Origin of the sequence: Pseudorhodobacter sp. W20_MBD10_FR17 (genome assembly GCF_052119765.1) — a bacterium.
Taxonomy (GTDB): domain Bacteria; phylum Pseudomonadota; class Alphaproteobacteria; order Rhodobacterales; family Rhodobacteraceae; genus Pseudorhodobacter.
Genome location: NZ_JBGQOQ010000005.1, coordinates 20,724 through 41,529, shown reverse-complemented (window position 1 = coordinate 41,529; position 20,806 = coordinate 20,724). Strand labels below are relative to the sequence as shown.

The following is a 20,806-nucleotide window of genomic DNA, read 5'->3' as shown; positions in this document are numbered from 1 at the left end:
CAATAATCAAAACCTTAAAGGGCGTTCTTCATGTGGATAAGTTGCAACAGAATAAGATTCTGTCGCAACGTGTCGTGGGTCTTTGTGTCAAAGCCCTAGATGCTGTGTGCCAAAGCTTGCGTTTAGTTGGTGCAAGGGATCGGAATTTCTACCACTTCCGCGCCGCGACGCGTTTTAACGCTACATTGGCGTGCCTGTTCTACTTGGGCGGGGGCCTTCGGGGCCTGAATGCCCAACAACGCAGCGCTGTCCACCTCTACTGCGTCCACAACCGTTTCGTCGCCAGTCCCAACAAGCGACAATGCAAGGCGGCCGGTCGCTTGGGCTTGGGCCAGACGTGCAACCTGCTGTGGCGTGGCCTCAACTGTCACGGTGCGGGCAATCGTCGCCGATACGCCCCGATCACTGTTCGCGGCTTGGTCAACCGCAACCACCTTGATGACGGTTTCGATCATTTGGGTAAACTCATTGTTATTGCCTTGGGTCGAGCCGGTCCAATACACATCGACGTTGTCGCCAGGATGCACAAAGCCCGACACACCGGATGCCACGTCAACCTTTATTGCAAAGGCGCGTTTGCCTTTGGGCAGGCGCGAGGTCAGGCCAATATCTGCGCCGGGCTCGGTGATTTTTGACGCCAGCAGCGGCTCCATCTTTTCCAGTGGCACCATCACATAGCGCGGTTGGCTGTAGTCGCCAGGAAATAGGGCTGCCTCATCGACATACCCGCCAGGCGGCAGCGATTTCACAGGGAATGTCGCAAGCTCGACATCGTCCTTAGTGATCGGCGTGCCATAGGGCATAGGCTTGTTCACAACATAAACGTCAACAACTGCGCCCAGTTTCAGGCGTACTGCCTGTTCGCGGGCCAGATCTGCCTGAGCCTTACCGACATAGCCCTGAACCATCCAAACGGCAGCACCAGCAAGTGCCATCCCGACAACAAGAACAAGTCCAAAAACCATACGCATTACAATCACCTCGAAGTGTTGGCCATAGGCCGATTTATTTGGTCGCTTCGTAACCGACGTTTAAATTGCGGATTGTCACGGCTACCCCTTGCGCGCCCTCATCGGTCGTAAACCCGATCGGAACCAAAACCGCCATTCCCAAGCCGACGATAGCGGCCGTCAATACAACCCAATCGACCGTAACCGCGCCACTCTCGGATTTTAGAAAGCGAAGAAATTTGGTGATCACTTTAACAATCCTTTGTGCGTACGCGTTGGGGTTTTGACCTTAACAGTCACCTGAAGTTTAACTCTAAAGGTGGAATGTGGCCAAAATCGGGTTTTAATGTTGCAGTGTTGGGCCGAATAGCAAAAGGTTTTCTGAAGATTTGCGATGTGGGTGCCATGCCCCGGCTATCGCGTGCTCTTGGAAAAAAAAAGGCCACACCCTTTCAGATGCGGCCTTTTTATCTATATGCTTAGGTAAGGTTACCATATAGTTTTGATTATTTAGTCGCTTTTATCAATCAGGCGTCACTGCTTTAGTGTAGCCTACGGTCCCGTCTGCGCCCAACGCGGTGACAACATTGCTGCCCATTGTTTCGATACCGCCACCAACGGTAGACATGACAACCATGCCAAGGCCAACGATCGCTGCGGTCAAAACAACCCAGTCAACAGTTACAGCGCCAGATTCGTCGTTGAAGAATTTGTTGATGATGTTCTTAAGTGTCATGGTGAATTCCCTTTCAAGGAAGTGTTACAGTCAGATTTCAGTACTGCTTTGGGTCGTCTCGGTTGGGCCTCTGTTCCGTCCCGATCTCCATCGCGGCATGTCCTTGTTAAACACCCTGAATGTGGCGAGGAGTTGATGCGAATTGGGCATTTTTGGGCGCTATGTATTTTAAGGCGGAAATTTTCTAACACCCTGATAACATTGCTTTCTATTTAAACTTTGGTGCGATGCGCACCGTTTTTGTGCTGTTTAGGCTGTTGCATTCCGGCCAATTTGGGCAGTTTGGCCACAATTGAGGACCAAAATAGTGGCCAGATCGGCTGATTCCTGTAATGCTTCGAAATAGAAAAATAAAAGAGCAGCACATAGAATGCCGAAAATGGCACTTAGAGGCGCGGTTGTCGTTACCGCCATTGGTGGATTGCTGGCCGCAGAGGCCTGGAATCGGCCTTTGGCAGCCCAAACACCGCCATATCAAGGCGATTTCGCTGCCCGCCGGGTGGTTGTGGCGAAAAAACCAAACGGCCCACGCATAACGGTGCAGATTGATCCGGTTGAACAAGCCAAACGTTTGGCCGTAGCGCCCAAACCGGTTGTGCAAGATGCGCCAGATCAAACCGATGTTGCCATAAATGCCCCTATCGCGGCGGCATCGGCCGCCTATGGCTGGTATTGGGATAAGGTTCCAACGGCGCAAGGGGCCAAAGATGGCCGCTATGCCTTGGCAATGGCCAGCCTGTCGCAAGGGCCTGCTGGCGCCTCGGTGCGCGCGCCGCGTCTGCAACAGATGCAAGAAATGGCGGGGAAGTACGGCACGGAAATCCTAAAAGCGACAATTGGCACCAGTGTGTCGCCAGCGCTTGTTTTGGCCGTGATCGGTATTGAAAGCGCGGGCCAGCCCGAAGCTATCAGCTCGGCGGGGGCGCAAGGCCTTATGCAGCTTATCCCCGCCACGGCCGCGCGCTTTGGCGTAACCGATGCCACAGATCCTGTGCAGAATATCAAAGGTGGTGTGGCTTATCTGGATTGGCTGATGGATCAGTTTGACCGCGATCCGCTTATGGTGCTTGCCGCGTATAACGCGGGCGAGGGGGCGGTGCGGGCCAATGATGGCGTGCCACCTTATTCCGAGACGCGAGATTATGTGCCTAAAGTGTTGGCCGCGTGGCAGGTGGCGCAGGGGCTGTGTCTGACACCGCCAGAGCTGGTGAGCGACCCTTGTGTGTTTAAGGTGATCTCGGCAGGCGGGTGATTGGGTTTGACCGCAAACGCGGAGGAGTGACAAGGGGCCAGCGCCGGGGAGCCAGCCCCCCGGACCCCCCGGGATATTTGGGCCGAACAGAAAGTGGTGCGCATAAGACGGGCACATAAAAAACAGGCGCAGTCAGGACGGACCCTGCTGCGCCTGCATTCTTTTTGGTTTTTTGCGTTAGCCGACGATTGTCGCTTCGGTCGCGGCGCGCAGCTCGGCCTCGGTGACACCTGTCGCGCATTCAACAATTCTCAGGCCGCCTTCAACCACATCCAGCACGCCCAGATTGGTGATGATGCGGTCGACCACAGCTTTGCCTGTAAGCGGCAAGGTGCAAGCCTTGAGAACTTTGCTTTCGCCGTGTTTGGAAGTGTGGTCCATCACGACGACAACCCGGCCAACGCCTGCGACCAAGTCCATCGCGCCGCCCATGCCTTTGACCAGCTTGCCCGGGATCATCCAGTTTGCCAGATCGCCGTTTTCCGCCACTTCCATCGCGCCCAATATCGCCATTGCGATTTTGCCGCCCCGGATCATTGCAAAAGACTGCGCAGAATCGAAATAGGCGGTTTGCGGCAGTTCGGTGATGGTTTGCTTGCCTGCGTTGATCAGATCGGCGTCCTCGGTGCCCTCAATCGGGAAGGGGCCCATGCCGAGCATGCCGTTTTCCGATTGCAGCGTGACCTCAATCCCCTCGGGGATATAGTTGGATACCAGCGTCGGAATGCCGATGCCAAGGTTCACATACCAGCCGTCTTGCAGCTCTTGTGCCGCGCGTGCGGCCATTTGGTTCCGGTCCCAAGCCATGATCAAGACGCCTTTCTGACGGTGCGCTGTTCGATGCGTTTTTCGTGATCGCCTTGGATCAGGCGGTTCACATAGATGCCGGGCAGGTGGATTGTGTCGGGATCCAGCGAGCCGAGCGGCACGATCTCTTCGACTTCGGCCACGCAAATCTTGCCGCAGGTCGCGGCTGGCGGGTTAAAGTTGCGCGCGGTTTTGCGAAAGACGAGGTTGCCCGATGGGTCGGCCTTCCACGCCTTGACGATGGAAAGATCGGCGACGATGCCGGTTTCCATGATGTATTCTTGCCCGTCAAAGATTTTGACATCTTTGCCCTCGGCAATCACGGTGCCCACGCCGGTTTTGGTGTAAAAGCCGGGGATACCCGCGCCACCAGCCCGCATCCGTTCGGCCAAAGTGCCCTGCGGGTTGAATTCCAACTCCAACTCTCCGCTGAGGTACTGGCGCATAAACTCAGCGTTTTCACCGACATAGGATGAAATCATCTTTTTCACCTGCCGCGTTTCCAGCAGCATGCCAAGGCCAAACCCGTCAACACCTGCGTTGTTGGACGCAACCGTCAGCCCTTTGGTGCCCGCATCGCGAATAGCCGCGATCAGCAATTCCGGAATACCGCAGAGGCCAAAACCGCCCGCCGCAATCATCATGCCATCAAACAGCACGCCATCCAGCGCCGTCTGTGCATCTTTGTAAATCTTCTTCACGCAAGTTCCCCCCGCCATGTGATGCTATCGTTTTTGGCTGACCGCACCGCCCAAGTCAATCGCCGCGGCGCAGCGATGGGCCAAATCTGCGGTAAAATCCGGATCGCAGACGAAAACCCCTTGAAGCCGACGCAGGGCCGCGCTTATCAGAGGGGGCGTAGGCGGTTGCTGAAGCGGCTATTCGGGGCGGATTTAAAATCTCGACTTGGGCTTTTAGAAGCATATTGTTTACATAGCGTTAAGGCGCTAAGGATGTATTTGGGCCTAAATTAGACCCACCGACGACTACGCTCTGTGCGGGCGTGCTGGAATGGTAGACAGACCAGACTTAAAATCTGTTGGGGCTTGTCCCCGTGTGGGTTCGAGTCCCACCGCCCGCACCAATTTGCTTCAGTTCCCCCAAAACCTTATCGGTTCGTTGAAAAATAGGGTTAAACGTGGGCTGTACCAGCCCTGTGTCTGGGCGACGTCATTTCAATAAGAGCTTTCAGTGCCGGAGATTCTAAAGTTGCAGTGTGGCAGGGCTGTCGTAGCCCGGCTTTTCTGGTTGGCTTGGGCTGTTCTCGGGTCGCCACAATACCCTACTAAAAGAATCGGGTTTACATTTCATACTGAATTAGTCAGGTTATGCGGGAAGCCAGCCTGTGGGTCTATTTGCCTTGTCTGCTTGCTTGGTCTGACCTGATCTTAAACGCCGAAGTAAAAGGATATCTGATGCGCCTTTCTGTTATGTCTGCGCTTGCCATGACCACGTTTATTGCCCCCGCCTTTGCGGCCACGCCGGAACAGGTGGCCCAGACTTATGTTGATATTGCGGCAGCGGGATATGGCGACAGCTTGACCACGGCGCAGGCGTTGCAAGGGGCGGTCAAGGCGCTGATCGCAGCACCGACAGACGCAACTCTGGCTGCGGCCAAAGCCTCTTGGCTTGCGGCCCGCGTGCCGTATCAGCAGACCGAGGCCTACCGTTTTGGGAACCCGATTGTCGATGATTGGGAGGGCCGCGTGAACGCATGGCCGCTGGACGAAGGGCTGATTGATTACGTCGACAGCAGCTATGGCCAGTCGGAGGAAAACCCGTTTTCTACTTTGAATGTCATTGCCACGCCGAAATTCACCCTATCCGGCGTCGACGTGGACGCGACCAACCTGACCCCCGCCTTTATATCGAACACCCTGCAAGAGGTGGACGGGATCGAGGCCAATGTCGCCTCGGGCTATCACGCGATTGAATTTTTGCTGTGGGGTCAAGATCTGAACGGCACGGGGCCGGGGGCAGGGGCGCGTCCCGCCAGCGATTACGCCCAAGGTGACGCCTGCACAAACGGCAACTGCGACCGCCGCGCCGCCTATTTGCGGGCCGCCACCGACCTGCTGGTCAGCGATCTGGACGAGATGGTCACCGCGTGGGAAGGTGGTGCGGCGCGCGATACGATCTTGGCCGACCCGAATGCCGCACTCTCGGCGATGCTGACCGGTATGGGCAGCTTGTCTTATGGGGAATTGGCGGGGCAGCGGATGCGGCTTGGTGTGATGCTGAACGACCCCGAAGAAGAGCATGACTGCTTTTCCGACAACACCCATAACAGCAATTATTACGACGGTGTCGGCATCCGCAACGTCTATACTGGCAGCTATACCCGTGTTGATGGCAGCGTTGTGTCTGGGCCTTCCCTTTCGGAACTGGTGGCTGGCATAGACCCTGCAATTGATATCCAGTTGCGATCAGAGCTTGATGCCTCGGTCGCGGCGCTTGGTGCGGTGAAAACGGCGGCCGAGGGCGGCATGGCCTATGACCAAATGCTTGCCCCCGGCAATGACGCAGGCGAGGCGTTGATCATGGATGCTGTCGCGGCGCTTGTCACGCAAACCGCGTCGATCACCCGCGCTATGACGGCGCTTGGGGCAGCGGGGGGCGCGTTTGAAGGCTCGGACAGCTTGGACAACCCCGGCGCGGTGTTTCAGTGAAACGGTATGGCAGGGCAAGGTTGCACCAATATGTCGATTGAAACTGGTGAAAACTTTCGGCACTCAGGCGCGGTAAGGAGAGTTCACATGCTGCGCACCGCCCTGATGCTGACCTGCCTGTCGCTACCTGTGGCGGCGCAAACGCTTGGCGACCAACAGCTTAGCATCGTACCGCGCACGGTGGCCGAGGCTGCACGCATTGCCACCGTCACCGCGCCCACCAGTGATTTCACCAAACCCGAACCGTTTGAGGAAAAACCGGCAGGGGCGGCCACGGTGCGCGCGCGGCCCAATGCTGATGCGTTCTCGCAGTTTTCCGGCAATATGCCCTTTGCGCATCAGATGAACTTTCAGCTCGGCAACGCGCTGTTTACCAAAACATGGGTGGCGTCGCCGTCATCCACGCTTGCCTCTGATGGGTTGGGGCCGCTGTACAACGCGCGCGGCTGCCAAGATTGCCATTTGAAAGATGGTCGAGGCCATGCGCCCGAAGGGCCAGATGACCGCGCCGTGTCGATGTTTTTGCGCTTGTCCGTGCCCGCTGGCAGTAGTGCGCAGGACATTGAGGATTGGATCGCTACTGCGAATGAGCCGACCTATGGCGGCCAGTTGCAAGATTTCGCCAGCCCCGGCCAAGTGGCCGAAGGGCAGATGCAGATTACCTATACCGACCTGCCTGTCACGCTTGCTGGCGGCGAGGTCGTTACCCTGCGCGCGCCCAGCTACTCGGTCGGCGGTCTCGGCTATGGCCCGTTGGACTCTGCCACAATGCTGTCGCCGCGCGTGGCGCCGCAGATGATCGGGCTGGGGCTGCTAGAGGCAATTCCTGCCGATGACATCTTGGCGCAGGCTGACCCGGATGATGCCGATGGCGATGGCATTTCGGGCCGTCCATCGATCGTGCCAAGCGCCGAGTTCGGCACCCCGATGCTGGGCCGTTTTGGCTATAAAGGCGGGGCGGCCACGGTGCGTGACCAATCGGCCGCCGCGTTTTCCGGCGATATGGGCCTGTCGACGCCGCTGCACCCCGACCCATGGGGCGATTGTACGGCGGCCCAAACCGGCTGCATCACGGCCCCGCATGGCCAGGAACCCAAGAACCGAGACGGGCTAGAGGTGGATCACGCCTCACTGGATCTGGTCACATTCTACGCCCGAAACCTTGGCGTGCCGGAACGCCGGGATATTGGCGATGTGGGGGTGCTGCGCGGCAAGCAGATGTTTTATACGCTTGGCTGCACGGGCTGCCACACGCCCAAACACGTCACCCATCGCCTTGAAAAACAGCCCGAGCAAAGCTTTCAGCTGATCTGGCCCTATACTGATATGCTGCTGCATGACATGGGCGAAGGGCTGGCCGACAACCGCCCCGAAGGCCGCGCCACAGGCCGAGAGTGGAAAACCCCGCCGCTGTGGGGCATTGGCCTGACGCCCCAAGTCTCAGGCCACAGCCAATACCTGCATGATGGCCGCGCGCGTAACTTGCTAGAGGCGGTCTTGTGGCATGGCGGCGAGGCGCAAGCCGCGCGTGATGGCGTGGTGGGCTTGCCTGCAACAGACCGTGAAGACCTGATCAAATTTCTGGAAAGCCTTTGATATGATGCGTAAACTTGCCCTTACCCTGTCGCTTTGCGCGGCCACGCCCGCCCTTGCCGACTATCCGCAAGCGGTGACAGACCATATCCTGCCCGGCTATGCCCAGTTTGCAAATGCCACGCAAAGCCTTGCCGATCAGGCGCAGCAAACCTGCAAGGCGGATGCGTTGCGCCCTGCCTATAATGCGGCGTTTGATGCGTGGATGGGCGTGCAGCATTTGCGCTTTGGCCCCGTAGAGCAAGGCGGCCTTGGCCTTGCCATCGCTTTTTGGCCCGACCCAAAAGGCAGCGGCGCACGGGCACAAATGGGCTTGCTAAAGGGCGATGCAGCACAGCTAGAGCCCGCCAATTTCGCCAAGCAATCCATCGCCGCGCGGGGGCTGTTTGCGCTGGAACGCTTGCTCTACCCATCGGCTGATCTGCCCGCCGATCCGTGCCCCCTTATCCGCGCCACAGCCGCCGATCTTGCCCATACCGCCGCACAGGTGAATGACGCGTGGATCACCGATTATGCCAACACCGTGCTAACGGCGGGCGAGAATGGCAACATCACCTACCTGACCCGCCCCGAGGTGCGGCAAGTTCTGTTCACTGCGCTGGTATCATCGCTGGAATTTACAGATGATAACCGCCTTGGCCGCCCGTTGGGCAGCTTTACCACACCGCGCCCCGAACGTGCCGAGGCGTTGGCTTCTGGTCGCCCTTTGCGCAATATTATCCTGTCGTTACAGGCCGAAAAAGCACTGGTTGAGGCACTGACCCCCGATGCCCCGCGCACCATTGCCGCCTTTGACCATGCCTTGGGGGTGGCATCTGCGCTGAATGACCCCGATTTGGCAGGTGTCGCCCAGCCCGATACCCGCCTGAAGGTCGAAATTCTGCAACAAGCGATTGAGGCGTTGCGCGATACTGTTCTGGCCGAATTGGGGCCGGAACTGGATGTCGGTATAGGTTTTAACGCAGCCGATGGCGATTGATATCACCAGCCGTCGCGCCTTTCTGGCAGGGCTTGCCACGACCTGCCTGCCGCGCATGACATGGGCCGATGTCGGCAACCCTGCGTTTCTGGCGGCTGGTAAAACGGCGGGTGGCTTTGTGCTGCACGGGCTGTCGGGGCAGGGGCAAAGCCTGTTTCAAATTCCGCTGCCTGCGCGGGGCCATGCCGCCTGCGCCCACCCCAGCCGCGCGTTGGCCGTGGGGTTTGCGCGCCGCCCGGGCACCTTCGCGCTGGTACTCGATTGCGCCAGTGGGGCGGTGCTGCACCGGCTTGAACCGCCCGAGGGTCGGCAATTCAACGGGCATGGCGCGTTCTCGGCCGATGGGGCACTGCTGATGACATCCGAGGTGGTGGCTATTGGCTCGGCTGGCCGCATAGGGCTGTGGGAAACGCGCAATTTCCGCCGCATTGGCGAATGGAATAGCGGCGGCATTGGCCCGCATGACATTAAGCTGCTGCCCGATGGATGCTTGGTCGTGGCCAATGGTGGCATTGAAACCGACCCAAACGACCGCAACAAACTGAACATCGACAGCATGCGCCCGAATCTAACAATTTTGGCCGGTGGCGCGATTGTCGATCAAGTTGAACTGGCCACCGAGTACCGCCAAAACTCTATCCGCCACCTTGCTCTGCTGCCCGACAAAATCGCCTTTGCGATGCAGTGGCAGGGCGATGCAGCCGAGCCAGTGCCGCTGCTTGGCCTGTGGCAACCGGGCCAAGCGCCGCAACTGTGCCCAATGGATGAGGCGATGGGCTTGGCGATGAAGGGGTATGCGGGGTCGATAGCGGCGACACCTGACCGTATTGCTGTGACTTCGGCGCCCGGTGGCGTGGTGATGCAGTTTGATGGCGCGGGCCGCCCCCTGTCCAGCCACTTCCGCGCCGATCTGTCTGGTGTGGCCGCGATGGGCGGAGAATTTGTGGTGACCGATGGACAAGGGGCGGTTTGGCGGCTGGGGCAAGACTTGGCACTGCTGGAAAAGCAGCCCGTCGCATGGGACAACCACCTGATCGCGATTTGACGCAGTCTACAAAACGTACAGGGCAAATGCTTGCCCGAAAATACACCTGACGCCAATGTTTATACTGTATTGCCAATGCATTATCTATCGGCAATGCTGTGCCTATGAAACACATCCCTGCCGTATCCCCCCGCCTTGTCGCCGCGGTCAATGATCGCCACGACGACCTTATCGCGCTGACCCAAGATTTGATTCGTATCCCGACACTGAACCCGCCGGGCGATAACTATCTGGAGATCTGCGAATACCTTGATCGGCGCTTGCGCGGCGCAGGGTTCGAGACGCAACTCATTCGCGCGCATGGCACGCTGGGCGACAGCGATGCCTATCCGCGCTGGAACGTGGTTGCGCGACGCGCGGGGCGGGCAGGCGGCCCATGTGTGCATTTCACCAGCCATATTGATGTGGTTGAGGTGGGCAAAGGCTGGACGGTTGACCCCTTTGGCGGCCTTCTGCGGGATGGCAAAATCTATGGCCGCGGGGCCTGTGATATGAAGGGCGGGCTGGCCGCATCCATCATCGCGGCTGAGGCGTTTATCGCCACCCATCCCGAATTTTCCGGCGCGATAGAGATTTCGGGCACGGCGGATGAGGAATCGGGCGGCTATGGCGGCGTGGCCTATCTGGCCGAAAAGGGGTTCTTTTCGCCCGAGCGTGTGCAGCATGTCATCATCCCCGAGCCGCTGCAAAAAGACCGTGTGTGCCTTGGCCATCGCGGGGGTTGGTGGGCGGAAATTGAGACCTTTGGCGAAATTGCTCATGGCTCGATGCCGTTTCTTGGCGATTGTGCGGTGCGGCATATGGGGGCGGTCATTAACGCCTTTGAAACCTCGCTGTACCCCGCAATGGCCGCACGCCGCACCGATATGCCGGTGGTGCCCGAAGGGGCGCGGTCTTCGACCATGAATATCAATTCGATCCACGGCGGCCAGCCCGAACAGCCCATAGGGTCAACCGCGTTGCCATCGCATTGCGTGCCCGACAGTTGCCGTATCGTGATTGATCGGCGCTATTTGGTTGAGGAAAGCAAAGAGAGTGTGTCCGGCGAAATCCTTGATCTGCTAGAGGGTCTTAAACAAACCCGTCCGGATTTTGACTATGTGATCAAAGAGTTGAACCACGTCATCCCGTCGATGACCGACCGCGATGCGCCCGTGGCCAAAACCGTGGCAGATGCGATTAAGGCGGTGTTGGGCAAAGAGGCCGAATTTGTCGCCTCGCCCGGCAGCTATGACCAAAAACACATTGACCGCATTGGAAAGCTGAAAAATTGTGTGGCATATGGCCCCGGTTTGCTAGAACTTGCGCATAAGCCGGATGAATATGTCGGCGTGGATGACATGATTGATAGCGCGGTTGTTATGGCACACAGCCTTGCCACGCTGATGCTTGATGAAACGACCAACGGGGGAACATAAATGAAACAGATCGTCACACTTGCACTGGCCGGGGCCACGGCCGTTTTCGCTAGCGCCGCCTATGCGCAGCATACCGATATTCGCGTGGCTATGCAGCTAGAGCCGCCGAACCTTGACCCGACAGGTGGCGCCGCCCAAGCCATTGACTCGGTCGTCTATTCCAACATCTTTGAAGGCTTGACCCGCTTTATGTCGGATGGTTCGGTTGTGCCCGGACTGGCGAAAAGCTGGGATATTTCCGAGGATGGCACCACCTACACCTTTCATCTGCAGGACGGTGTGAAATTCCATGACGGCACCACAATGGACGCCGAAGATGTGAAGTTCAGCCTTGATCGCGCCCGCGCCGAGGGTAGCACCAACGCACAAAAGGGCCTGTTTTCAGGCATCACCGATGTAACAGTGGTTGATCCGCTGACCGTAAAGGTCACGCTGGCGCAGGCGAACGGGTCGTTCCTGTTTAACATGGCGTGGGGCGATGCGGTGATCGTGGCACCGGAAAGCATCACCGATATCGCGTCAAAGCCCATCGGCACTGGCGCGTTCAAGTTTGACAACTGGGTGCAGGGTGACCATCTGACGCTCGTCAAAAACCCTGATTATTGGGGCACGCCTGCCGCTTTGGAAACCGCCACATTCCGCTTTATTTCCGACCCGACAGCCGCTTTTGCGGCGATGATGGCCGAAGATATCGACGTTTATGTCGGCTTTCCCGCCCCCGAAAACTTGCCTCAGTTTGAGGCCGATCCTCGGTTCCAAGTGCTCGTCGGCAATACCGAGGGCGAGACGATTTTGGCGATGAACAACAAGCTGCCACCGTTTGATAACAAACTGGTTCGCGAGGCGGTTGCCCATGCCATTGATCGCAAGTCGATTATTGACGGCGCAATGTATGGCCTCGGCACGCCGATTGGCACACATTTTGCCCCGCATAACCCCGATTACGTCGATCTGACCGGGCTCTCGGCCTATGACCCCGAACTGTCGAAAAAGCTGTTGGCCGAGGCGGGATTTGCCGATGGCTTTACCACCACGCTGAAATTGCCGCCGCCATCCTACGCGCGGCGCGGCGGTGAAATTATCGCCGCCCAATTGCGCGCCGTGGGCATTACGGCTGAAATTGAGAACCAAGAATGGGCGCAATGGTTGGAAACCACCTTCAAAGGCAAAGATTTCGGCATGACGATCGTCAGCCATACCGAGCCGATGGATATCGGGATTTACGCCAAGCCCGACTATTATTTCCAATACGACAACCCCGCCTTCCAAGAGCTGATGAAAACGCTCGAGGCAACGAGTGATCCGGCCAAGCGGTCCGAGATGTTCAAGCAAGCGCAAACGATCATCTCGGAGGATTACGTCAACGCCTATCTGTTTGAACTGGCGATGCCGACCGTGGCGCGCGCAGGCATCACTGGCCTGTGGTTGAACCAACCCACCGCTGCCACCGATCTGACAGGCGTTACCTGGCCATAATGCTATAAACGGGCGGCGCAGCCTGTGCCGCCCGTTATTTTTACGCTGTCAAAGGCCCGTCCTATGTGCTGCCCGCCGCCCCATACCCAAGCCAATTTGCCCCGATGACGCGCTATGTTTTAGGTCGGCTTATCTCGCTTATCCTTAGCCTTACCGTGGCCTCGGTGGTGATCTTTTCCGTGGTTGAAATCGTTCCCGGCGACCCCGCTGCCTATATGCTGGGCATCAATGCGCGCCCTGATACATTGCTGGCGCTGCGGGTCGAGCTGGGATTAGATGCGCCGGTGCAAGAGCGTTACCTCAGTTGGGTAGCGGGTATGTTGCAGGGCGATTTCGGCATTTCCTACACCTACCGCACCCCGATTTCCGCGATGATCGCCGACCGTGTTTGGGTGTCGCTTCCACTGGCGCTTTACGCGCTGACGCTTTCGGTGCTGATCGCCTTTCCGGCGGGGGTATTTGCCGCCAGCAGGCGCGGGCGCGTGGGCGATCTGGGCGTCATGGGCACCACGCAGCTGGGCGTTGCGATTCCCAACTTTTGGTTCGCGATGATCCTTGTGATGATCTTTGCGATCAAGCTGCGCTGGTTTCCTGCAGGTGGCTTTGCGGGGTGGGATAAGGGGCTGTTGGCGGGCCTGAAATCGCTCACGCTGCCTGCCATCGCGCTGGCCTTGCCACAAGCGGCGATCTTGACCCGCGTCATGCGCTCGTCGCTACTCGATATGCTAGGCGAAGATTTCATCCGCACTGCCCGCGCCAAAGGCCTGAGCCGCCGCCAAGCGCTGTGGCGCCACGCCCTGCGCAATGCGCTTATTCCGGTGCTGACCATCATCGGTTTGCAGTTTTCATTTCTGTTGGCGGGTGGGATTGTGATTGAGCAAGTCTTCTTTCTTCCCGGTCTGGGCCGCATGATCTTTCAGGCCATTTCCGCCCGCGATCTGGTGGTGGTGGAAAGCGTGGTAATGCTGTTGGTGTTCCTTGTTATCATGGTAAATTTCGTCGTTGATCTGGCTTACGGCGCCGTCGACCCCCGCTTGCGGACCGCGCGATGAAATACTCTCGCAGCCTGATTATCGGGACGGTTTTAACGCTGGTTTTTCTGGCCGCCGCAGCACTTTCCTTTGTCTGGACGCCCTATGACATCACGCTGCTGGATATTCCGGCCAAGCTGCAAGGCCCGAACCTTGCGCATTGGATGGGCACCGACCAGCTGGGGCGCGATATCCTGTCGATGGTGATGATGGGTGCGCGTACATCCATCGCCGTGGCGTTTTTGGCGGTGGGTATCGGCATGGGCCTCGGTATTCCGCTGGGCTTGTTTGCCGCCGCCCGCCACGGGTCGCTGCTGGATGAGGTGATTATGCGCGGCAACGATCTGGTATTTGCCTTTCCCAGCCTTGTGATTGCCATTCTGATCACCGCGGTTTTCGGCCCGAGTGCAGCGAACGCGATCATCGCTATTGGTATCTTTAACATTCCGGTGTTTGCACGGCTGGCGCGGGCAGGGGCGCTGTCGCTCTGGTCGCGTGATTTCATCTTGGCCGCACGGGTTTCCGGTAAATCCTCGGCGCGCATTTCGGTGGAACATATCCTGCCCAATATCGGCAACCTGATGATCGTGCAGGGCACCATTCAATTCTCGCTGGGTATTTTGGCCGAGGCGGCGCTGTCCTATATCGGGCTTGGCGCGCAGCCCCCCACCGCCAGCTGGGGGCGGATGCTCGCCGATGCGCAAACGCTGGCCTCGATTGCTCCGCATGTGGCGCTGGTGCCGGGGTTGGTCATTGTTTTCATGGTGTTGGGGTTAAACCTGCTGGGGGATGGGTTGCGCGATTTGCTGGACCCGCGTGTCCGCGTGGTGCGCACATGACGTTGCTGTCTATCGAAAACCTAAGCCTGCGGATTGGCACCTATCCGATTTTGCATGATGTCTCCTTAACCGTAAACGCAGGCGAAATTGTCGCAATTACCGGCGAAAGCGGGTCTGGCAAATCAATGACGGCGATGGCCACGATGGGCCTGTGCCCCGATAAAACCACCACCACCGGCCGGATTTTTCTGGATGGAACGGATATTCTATCCACGCCAGAACCTGCGCTTTGCGCGATACGGGGCAACCAAATCGGCATGGTGTTTCAAGAGCCGATGACCGCGCTGAACCCCGTGCAACCTATCGGCACCCAAGTCGCCGAGACGATCCGCATCCATCATTCTGTACCCAAGGATGAGGCCCTGCGCCGCGCCGCCGCTATGCTGGAACGTGTTGGCCTGCCGCCAGATCGTTTTCCCCTGAACCGCTATCCGCATCAACTGTCGGGTGGCCAGCGGCAGCGCGTTGTCATCGCCATGGCCATCGCCCTGCGCCCGAAATTGCTGATCGCGGATGAGCCGACAACCGCGCTGGATGTCACCACCCAAGCGCATATCCTTGATCTGTTAAAGGGTCTTGCCCAAGAGTTCGGCATGGGTCTGTTGATGATCAGCCACGATCTTGCCGTGGTTGCCGATGTCGCCGATAAAATCGTGGTCATGCAACAGGGGCGGGTGGTCGAATCCGGCCCCACCCTGACCGTGCTGCGCGACCAAATCCACCCCTATACCCGTGCGCTGTTCGCGGCCTCCAAGCATCAGGTCAACTTGCCTGCGCCGCCTGCACCTGCGCCGCTGCTAAAGGTGGAAAACGTCACGCGCAGCTATGCCCAACCGCGCCGCAGCCTGTTTGGCCCGCGCTCCCAAACCGTGGCGGTGCGCGATGTGTCCTTTACCCTGAACCACGGCGAACGGCTGGGGTTGGTGGGCGAATCCGGTTGCGGCAAATCCACTCTGACGCGCGCGATTTTGGGGCTGGAACCGGTGCAGGCGGGGCAGATCACGCTGGATGGTGCGCCTGTTTGGACCGATCGCCATGCCAATCTGGCCGTGCGCCGCCAAATGCAGGTGGTGTTCCAAGATCCCTATGGCAGCTTTAACCCCCGCCACCGCGTCGAGCGCCTGATCACCGAGCCGTTTCACCTGCTGGATACCCCGCCGCAAGGTGCCGCGCGGGCGGCCAAAATCGCATCGGCTTTAACCGATGTTGGCCTGTCGCCCGCAGATGCCGATAAATACATCCACCAGTTTTCGGGTGGTCAGCGCCAACGCATCGCCATCGCCCGCGCCCTGATCAACGACCCCGCGCTGATTGTGTTTGATGAGGCGGTCTCGGCGCTGGATGTGTCTGTCCGCGCGCAAGTGCTTGATCTCTTGGCCGATCTTTGCCGTAAACGCCCGCTTGCCTATCTGTTCATCAGCCATGATCTGGCCGTTGTACGCAGCATCACCGACCGTGTGATGGTGATGCAGGCGGGCCAGATTGTCGAACAAGGCCCCACTGCGCAGGTGTTTGACGCGCCCAAGCACCCCTATACCCAAACGCTTTTGGCCGCCTCGCCAAAGCTGCCCGATTTTCCTGATAGGAGCCTGTCCCATGCCTCTTAGCGGCTTTGCAATCCCATCCGCCAGCCACCTGATCGCAGGGGAATGGACCTCGGCTGCCAGCACTCTGACGCTGACAAACCCGTCCGATGGCACGGACATCACCAGCATCGCGCGCGGCACCGCCGCCGATGTTGATGCCGCCGTCACTGCCGCCAAAACCGCCCTGACCGGCCCGTGGGGCCAAATGACGGCAACCGAGCGTGGCCGCATCCTCTCCCGCCTTGGTCAGCTTATCTTGACCCGCACCGAAGACCTTGCGCAGCTTGAGGCGCGTGATGTCGGCAAGCCGATCACCCAAGCCCGTGCCGACGCCGTGGCCCTTGCGCGCTATATGGAGTTCTACGGCGGCGCTGCCGATAAAATCATGGGCGAGACGATCCCCTATTTGCAGGGCTACACCGTTTATACCCTGCGCGAGCCGCATGGCGTGACCGGCCATATCATCCCGTGGAATTACCCGATGCAGATCATTGGCCGTTCGGTCGGTGCGGCCTTGGCGATGGGCAATGCCTGTGTGCTAAAACCGGCTGAGGAAGCCTGCCTGACGGCGCTGGCCTTTGCCGCCTTGGCGCAGGAGGCGGGCCTGCCTGCGGGCGCATTGAACGTGGTCACCGGTTTGGGGGCCGAGGCTGGGGCCGCACTGTCCGCGCATCCCGGTGTTAACCATCTGTCTTTTACCGGCTCGGTCGGGGTGGGGACGTTGATCCAAACCGCAGCGGCGCAAAACGTGGTGCCGGTTACGCTGGAACTTGGCGGGAAATCGCCGCAAATCGTGTTTGACGATGCCGATCTTGACCGCGCTTTGCCGTTTTTGGTGAACGCAGGGATTCAGAACGCGGGCCAAACCTGCTCGGCCTCATCGCGCATCCTCGTCCAGCGCGGGGTTTATGCCAAAGTGCGCGACCGTATGGCCGCCGCCTATACTGCGCTAACGGTTGGCCCCGCGCTGACTGACCCATCGGTCGGCCCACTCATCTCGGCGCGGCAAAAGCAAATCGTGGCTGGGTTTTTGGATCAAGGCCGTGACCTATCCATCGCCGCGCAGGGCAAAATCGTGGAAAATGCCCCCAGCGCGGGCCATTACATCGCGCCGACGCTGTTCGACAACGTGCCGCCAAATCACCCCTTGGCGCAGCAAGAAATCTTTGGCCCCGTGCAGGTTCTTATCCCCTTTGATACCGAAGAGGACGCCGTGGCGATTGCCAATGGCACCGAATTTGGCCTTGTCGCCGCTGTGTGGACGCGCGACGGCGCGCGCCAAATGCGGCTGTCAAAGGCGCTGCATGCGGGGCAGGTTTTCATCAATAATTACGGCGCAGGCGGCGGGGTGGAGCTGCCCTTTGGCGGCACCGGAAAATCCGGCCACGGCCGCGAAAAGGGGTTTGAGGCGCTTTATGGCTTTTCAACCCTGAAAACAGTAGCAACTTGGCATGGATAAGCACATGAGATTGAAAAACAAAATCGCAGTCGTCACCGGTGCAGGCCAAGGCTTTGGCGCTGGCATCGCCGCCAAATTCGCAGCCGAGGGCGCGCATGTGATTGTCGCCGATATCAATGCGGCCTCTGCCACAGAGGTCGCGCTGAAGATTGGCGGCACGGCCTTTGCCTGCGATATTTCCAAGCGCGATCAGGTCACCGCATTGTTTGAGAGGGCCGAGTCTATCGGCCCCGTCGATATCGTCGTCAACAACGCAGGCGTCACCCATCTGCCCGCCCCGGCCGAAACCATCTCGGACGCCGATTTTGACCGCATCCTCGCGATCAATATGAAGGCGATCTATTTGATAACCCAAGTCTTTGTGCCGGCGTTCAAGGCGCGAAAATCGGGCAATATCCTGAACATCGCATCCACCGCAGGCGTGTCGCCGCGGCCAAATCTAAGCTGGTATAACGCGTCCAAGGGTTGGGTTATCACCGCAACCCGCTCGTTGGCAGTTGAACTTGCCCCTTTCGGGATTCGCGTCAACGCGCTGAATCCGGTGGCGGGCGAGACCCCGCTGCTGAAGTCTTTTATGGGCCAAGATACCCCCGAAATCCGCGCCAAATTCTTGTCCACGATCCCCTTGGGCCGGTTTTCCACGCCCGAAGATATGGGCAATGCGGCCTGTTTTTTCTGCTCGGATGAGGCGTCGATGATCACCGGTGTCGCGATGGAGGTTGACGGTGGTCGCTGTATATAAAACCGGCCCGCGCAACCTGATCACCGATGTTGCGGGGCTAAAGGTTGGCAATGCGCAGGACGCAGACCTGAAGTCTGGCACGACGGTGCTGCTGGGCGATGCGCCGTTTACCGCCAGCGTGCATGTCATGGGCGGCGCGCCGGGTACGCGTGAAACCGATCTTTTGGCCCCCGATAAAACGGTGGCGCAAGTCGATGCGTTGGTGCTGTCGGGCGGATCGAGCTTTGGCCTTGATGCCTGTTCGGGCGTCACCTCGGGCCTGCGCGCGGCGGGGCGGGGGCTGCGGATTGGTGCGGCGCTTATCCCTTTGGTTCCGGGCGCAATTTTGTTTGATCTGCTGAATGGCGGCGAAAAGGATTGGGTAGAAAATCCCTATGCCGCGCTTGGCCGCCGCGCCTTGGATGCGGCGGGCGCGAGCTTTGATCTGGGCTCGGTCGGGGCTGGCACTGGGGCACTGACGGCGATGCACAAAGGCGGGCTTGGCTCGGCATCACTGGTGCTGACGGATGGGATCACTGTGGGCGCGCTGGTTGCGGCCAACCCTGTTGGGCATGTCACCACCACCGGTGGGCGGCATTTTTGGGCGGCCCCGTTTGAACTGAATAGCGAGTTTGGCGGGCTTGGCCCCGATCCTGCGGCAGGGCTGTGCGGCCCGCTTGTATCGGATAAAATTGCGGCAATGCTGGGCGCGCGGGCCAATACGACCATTGCCATCGTCGCCACAGATGCAACGCTGACCAAAGCGCAGTGCCACCGCCTGTCGGTCGCCGCACATGACGGGATTGCCCGCGCGGTTGTGCCTGCGCATACGCCGAATGATGGCGATTTGGTCTTTGCCCTATCGACCGGAAATGGCCCGCCCGCAACGGATGCGCAACTGGCGCAAATTGGCCATGCCGCAGCCCTGTGCCTGTCACGCGCTATCGCCCGCGCGGTGTATATGGCAACGCCTGCGACGGGCGATGTTTTGCCTTGCTATGAAGCGGCTAAAACCGTGACGGCAAGCAAGGCGTAATCGCCGCATCTGGCGTGCGCCCTGCCACCAAATCGGCGACCATCTGCGCCGTCACGGGGGCCATCGTCAGGCCCACATGGCCGTGGCCGTAAGCATGGAGCACATCATCCCCGCCGCGGCTTGGCCCGATCACGGGCAAGCTGTCGGGCATTGAGGGGCGAAAGCCCAACCACTTACGATCTGGCGGCCCGAGGTCGGGAAAGAATGCCCGCGCGCCCTCAACCAGCTTGGCAATGCGGTGCGCCGAGGCTGGAGCTGTGACACCGCCCAGCTCGACCGTGCCCGCCACCCGCAAACGCCCTTGCATCGGGCAAAAATAAAAGCCGCGCGATGTGGGGCAACAGGGGCGCGACAGGCGCGGAACCTCCATATCCCACTCGACATGATAGCCGCGCTCGGTTTCCAGCGGCACGCGGTCGCCCGCCGCCCGTGCAAGCGCCTTGGAATGCGCACCTGCCGCTATCACCACGCGCTTTGCCTGCAAATCGAGGCCCACGCCCGTTAGCTGCACTTGGCCAGCACTGCGAGTTAACCCATCAACCCGCGCTGTCACAAATTGCACGCCCGCCGCACGCGCAGCGGCTTCTAGCCTGCCAACCATTGCCCCCGGATCGGTGAAAAACACGGCCCTCGGGAAATACGCAGCCCCACCCTCAACGGGTGGCAGCCCTGGCTCCATCGCGGCCAGTTCGTCACCGTTCAGCATCTCAACCGACACGCCCAGACTGCGCCGAAAAGCAAGGTCGTTTTGCGCGCCGCGAAAGCCGGCCTGCGTTTCAAACAGATACATGCAGCCCTGCCGGCGCATCAAATCCTCGCCACCAATCTCGCTGGCCAGCGCGTCCCAACCGGGCAATGCCCCGGCCATAAGGTCGGCAATCGCCACCGCGTTGCGCCGCGCGGCACCGGGCAAGGATTGGCGCGCAAACCGCAGCAGCCACGGCGCCAAAGTCGGCAGCGCCGCGTGGCGAATAGACAGCGGAGAGTTGCGGTCAAACAGTAAAGACGGCAGGTTGCGCAGCACATCTGGCGTGCCCACGGGCTGAATCGCGTAATCGGCAATCGTGCCCGCGTTGCCATAAGACGCACCCGAGCCGGGCGGGGCAGGGTCGATAACTACCACCTCGCGCCCGTCTAGCGCGAGGCGATGGGCAATCGCCAGCCCGATCACCCCTGCGCCAATTACCGCAATTTCTGCCCCTGACACAG

General features: G+C 59.4%; 19 protein-coding genes and 1 tRNA gene. 14 read left to right on the top strand and 6 right to left on the bottom strand.

Going from position 1 to position 20,806, the window contains the following annotated elements; genetic code table 11:
* Nucleotides 1-122 precede the first annotated feature (122 nt).
* The 3 genes from cpaB to ACEN2J_RS04780 form a co-directional block, all read right to left on the bottom strand.
* Entirely contained in the window at nucleotides 123-971 is an 849-nt protein-coding gene (gene cpaB, locus ACEN2J_RS04790; RefSeq protein WP_442103723.1) for a Flp pilus assembly protein CpaB, read from the bottom strand.
* 34 nt (nucleotides 972-1,005) lie between these two features.
* Nucleotides 1,006-1,200: a Flp family type IVb pilin gene (locus tag ACEN2J_RS04785; RefSeq protein ID WP_442103721.1), complete on the bottom strand. Its 195-nt coding sequence runs from the start codon at nucleotides 1,198-1,200 to the stop codon at nucleotides 1,006-1,008.
* 273 nt (nucleotides 1,201-1,473) lie between these two features.
* A complete protein-coding gene (locus tag ACEN2J_RS04780) occupies nucleotides 1,474-1,686 on the bottom strand; it encodes a Flp family type IVb pilin (RefSeq protein ID WP_442103719.1) in 213 nt (70 codons plus the stop codon).
* A gap of 379 nt (nucleotides 1,687-2,065) precedes the next feature.
* On the opposite strand from ACEN2J_RS04780, the gene ACEN2J_RS04775 reads away from it, so the two are divergent.
* Nucleotides 2,066-2,938, top strand: a complete 873-nt coding sequence (locus tag ACEN2J_RS04775; protein ID WP_442103718.1) for a lytic transglycosylase domain-containing protein — start codon at nucleotides 2,066-2,068, stop codon at nucleotides 2,936-2,938.
* Between the two features lie 177 nt (nucleotides 2,939-3,115).
* Here the strand turns inward: ACEN2J_RS04775 and ACEN2J_RS04770 are convergent, their stop codons facing one another.
* Complete coding sequence (locus ACEN2J_RS04770) at nucleotides 3,116-3,745, bottom strand: 3-oxoacid CoA-transferase subunit B (protein WP_442103717.1); 630 nt, start codon at nucleotides 3,743-3,745, stop codon at nucleotides 3,116-3,118.
* A gap of 2 nt (nucleotides 3,746-3,747) precedes the next feature.
* A complete protein-coding gene (locus ACEN2J_RS04765; RefSeq protein WP_442103716.1) occupies nucleotides 3,748-4,464 on the bottom strand; it encodes a CoA transferase subunit A in 717 nt (238 codons plus the stop codon).
* Between the two features lie 278 nt (nucleotides 4,465-4,742).
* Between ACEN2J_RS04765 and ACEN2J_RS04760 the strand changes: the two genes are divergently transcribed.
* The 13 genes from ACEN2J_RS04760 (at nucleotide 4,743) to ACEN2J_RS04700 (ending at nucleotide 19,597) form a co-directional block, all read left to right on the top strand.
* Nucleotides 4,743-4,829: transfer RNA gene (locus ACEN2J_RS04760), tRNA-Leu, on the top strand.
* Nucleotides 4,830-5,175: 346 nt separating this feature from the next.
* The gene (locus tag ACEN2J_RS04755) at nucleotides 5,176-6,414 is read left to right on the top strand and encodes an imelysin family protein (RefSeq protein ID WP_442103925.1); all 1,239 of its coding nucleotides are present in this window, start codon (nucleotides 5,176-5,178) and stop codon (nucleotides 6,412-6,414) included.
* Nucleotides 6,415-6,501: 87 nt separating this feature from the next.
* Entirely contained in the window at nucleotides 6,502-8,010 is a 1,509-nt protein-coding gene (locus tag ACEN2J_RS04750) for a di-heme oxidoreductase family protein (protein WP_442103715.1), read from the top strand.
* 1 nt (nucleotide 8,011) lies between these two features.
* Nucleotides 8,012-8,986, top strand: coding sequence for an imelysin family protein (locus tag ACEN2J_RS04745; RefSeq protein WP_442103713.1), 975 nt, complete (start codon nucleotides 8,012-8,014; stop codon nucleotides 8,984-8,986).
* Nucleotide 8,987: 1 nt separating this feature from the next.
* Entirely contained in the window at nucleotides 8,988-10,031 is a 1,044-nt protein-coding gene (locus ACEN2J_RS04740) for a DUF1513 domain-containing protein (protein WP_442103923.1), read from the top strand.
* Nucleotides 10,032-10,135: 104 nt separating this feature from the next.
* Nucleotides 10,136-11,449, top strand: coding sequence for an acetylornithine deacetylase/succinyl-diaminopimelate desuccinylase family protein (locus ACEN2J_RS04735; protein WP_442103712.1), 1,314 nt, complete (start codon nucleotides 10,136-10,138; stop codon nucleotides 11,447-11,449).
* On the top strand, nucleotides 11,450-12,925 hold the full coding sequence (locus ACEN2J_RS04730; protein ID WP_442103711.1) for an ABC transporter substrate-binding protein: 1,476 nt from the start codon (nucleotides 11,450-11,452) through the stop codon (nucleotides 12,923-12,925).
* A gap of 104 nt (nucleotides 12,926-13,029) precedes the next feature.
* Entirely contained in the window at nucleotides 13,030-13,977 is a 948-nt protein-coding gene (locus ACEN2J_RS04725) for an ABC transporter permease (RefSeq protein ID WP_442103921.1), read from the top strand.
* Nucleotides 13,974-14,795: an ABC transporter permease gene (locus ACEN2J_RS04720; protein ID WP_442103709.1), complete on the top strand. Its 822-nt coding sequence runs from the start codon at nucleotides 13,974-13,976 to the stop codon at nucleotides 14,793-14,795. The genes ACEN2J_RS04725 and ACEN2J_RS04720 overlap by 4 nt, the downstream gene beginning before the upstream one ends.
* Complete coding sequence (locus tag ACEN2J_RS04715) at nucleotides 14,792-16,402, top strand: ABC transporter ATP-binding protein (RefSeq protein WP_442103708.1); 1,611 nt, start codon at nucleotides 14,792-14,794, stop codon at nucleotides 16,400-16,402. The genes ACEN2J_RS04720 and ACEN2J_RS04715 overlap by 4 nt, the downstream gene beginning before the upstream one ends.
* Complete coding sequence (locus ACEN2J_RS04710; protein ID WP_442103706.1) at nucleotides 16,392-17,840, top strand: aldehyde dehydrogenase family protein; 1,449 nt, start codon at nucleotides 16,392-16,394, stop codon at nucleotides 17,838-17,840. The genes ACEN2J_RS04715 and ACEN2J_RS04710 overlap by 11 nt, the downstream gene beginning before the upstream one ends.
* Before the next feature lie 4 nt (nucleotides 17,841-17,844).
* Entirely contained in the window at nucleotides 17,845-18,582 is a 738-nt protein-coding gene (locus ACEN2J_RS04705; protein ID WP_442103704.1) for a glucose 1-dehydrogenase, read from the top strand.
* Nucleotides 18,566-19,597 (top strand): P1 family peptidase, encoded by a 1,032-nt coding sequence (locus ACEN2J_RS04700; RefSeq protein ID WP_442103703.1) that lies wholly within the window; start codon nucleotides 18,566-18,568, stop codon nucleotides 19,595-19,597. Before ACEN2J_RS04705 ends, ACEN2J_RS04700 begins: the two co-directional genes overlap by 17 nt.
* Here ACEN2J_RS04700 and ACEN2J_RS04695 read toward each other — a convergent pair.
* Entirely contained in the window at nucleotides 19,569-20,804 is a 1,236-nt protein-coding gene (locus tag ACEN2J_RS04695) for an NAD(P)/FAD-dependent oxidoreductase (protein WP_442103702.1), read from the bottom strand. The genes ACEN2J_RS04700 and ACEN2J_RS04695 overlap by 29 nt on opposite strands.
* Between the last annotated feature and the right edge of the window lie 2 nt (nucleotides 20,805-20,806).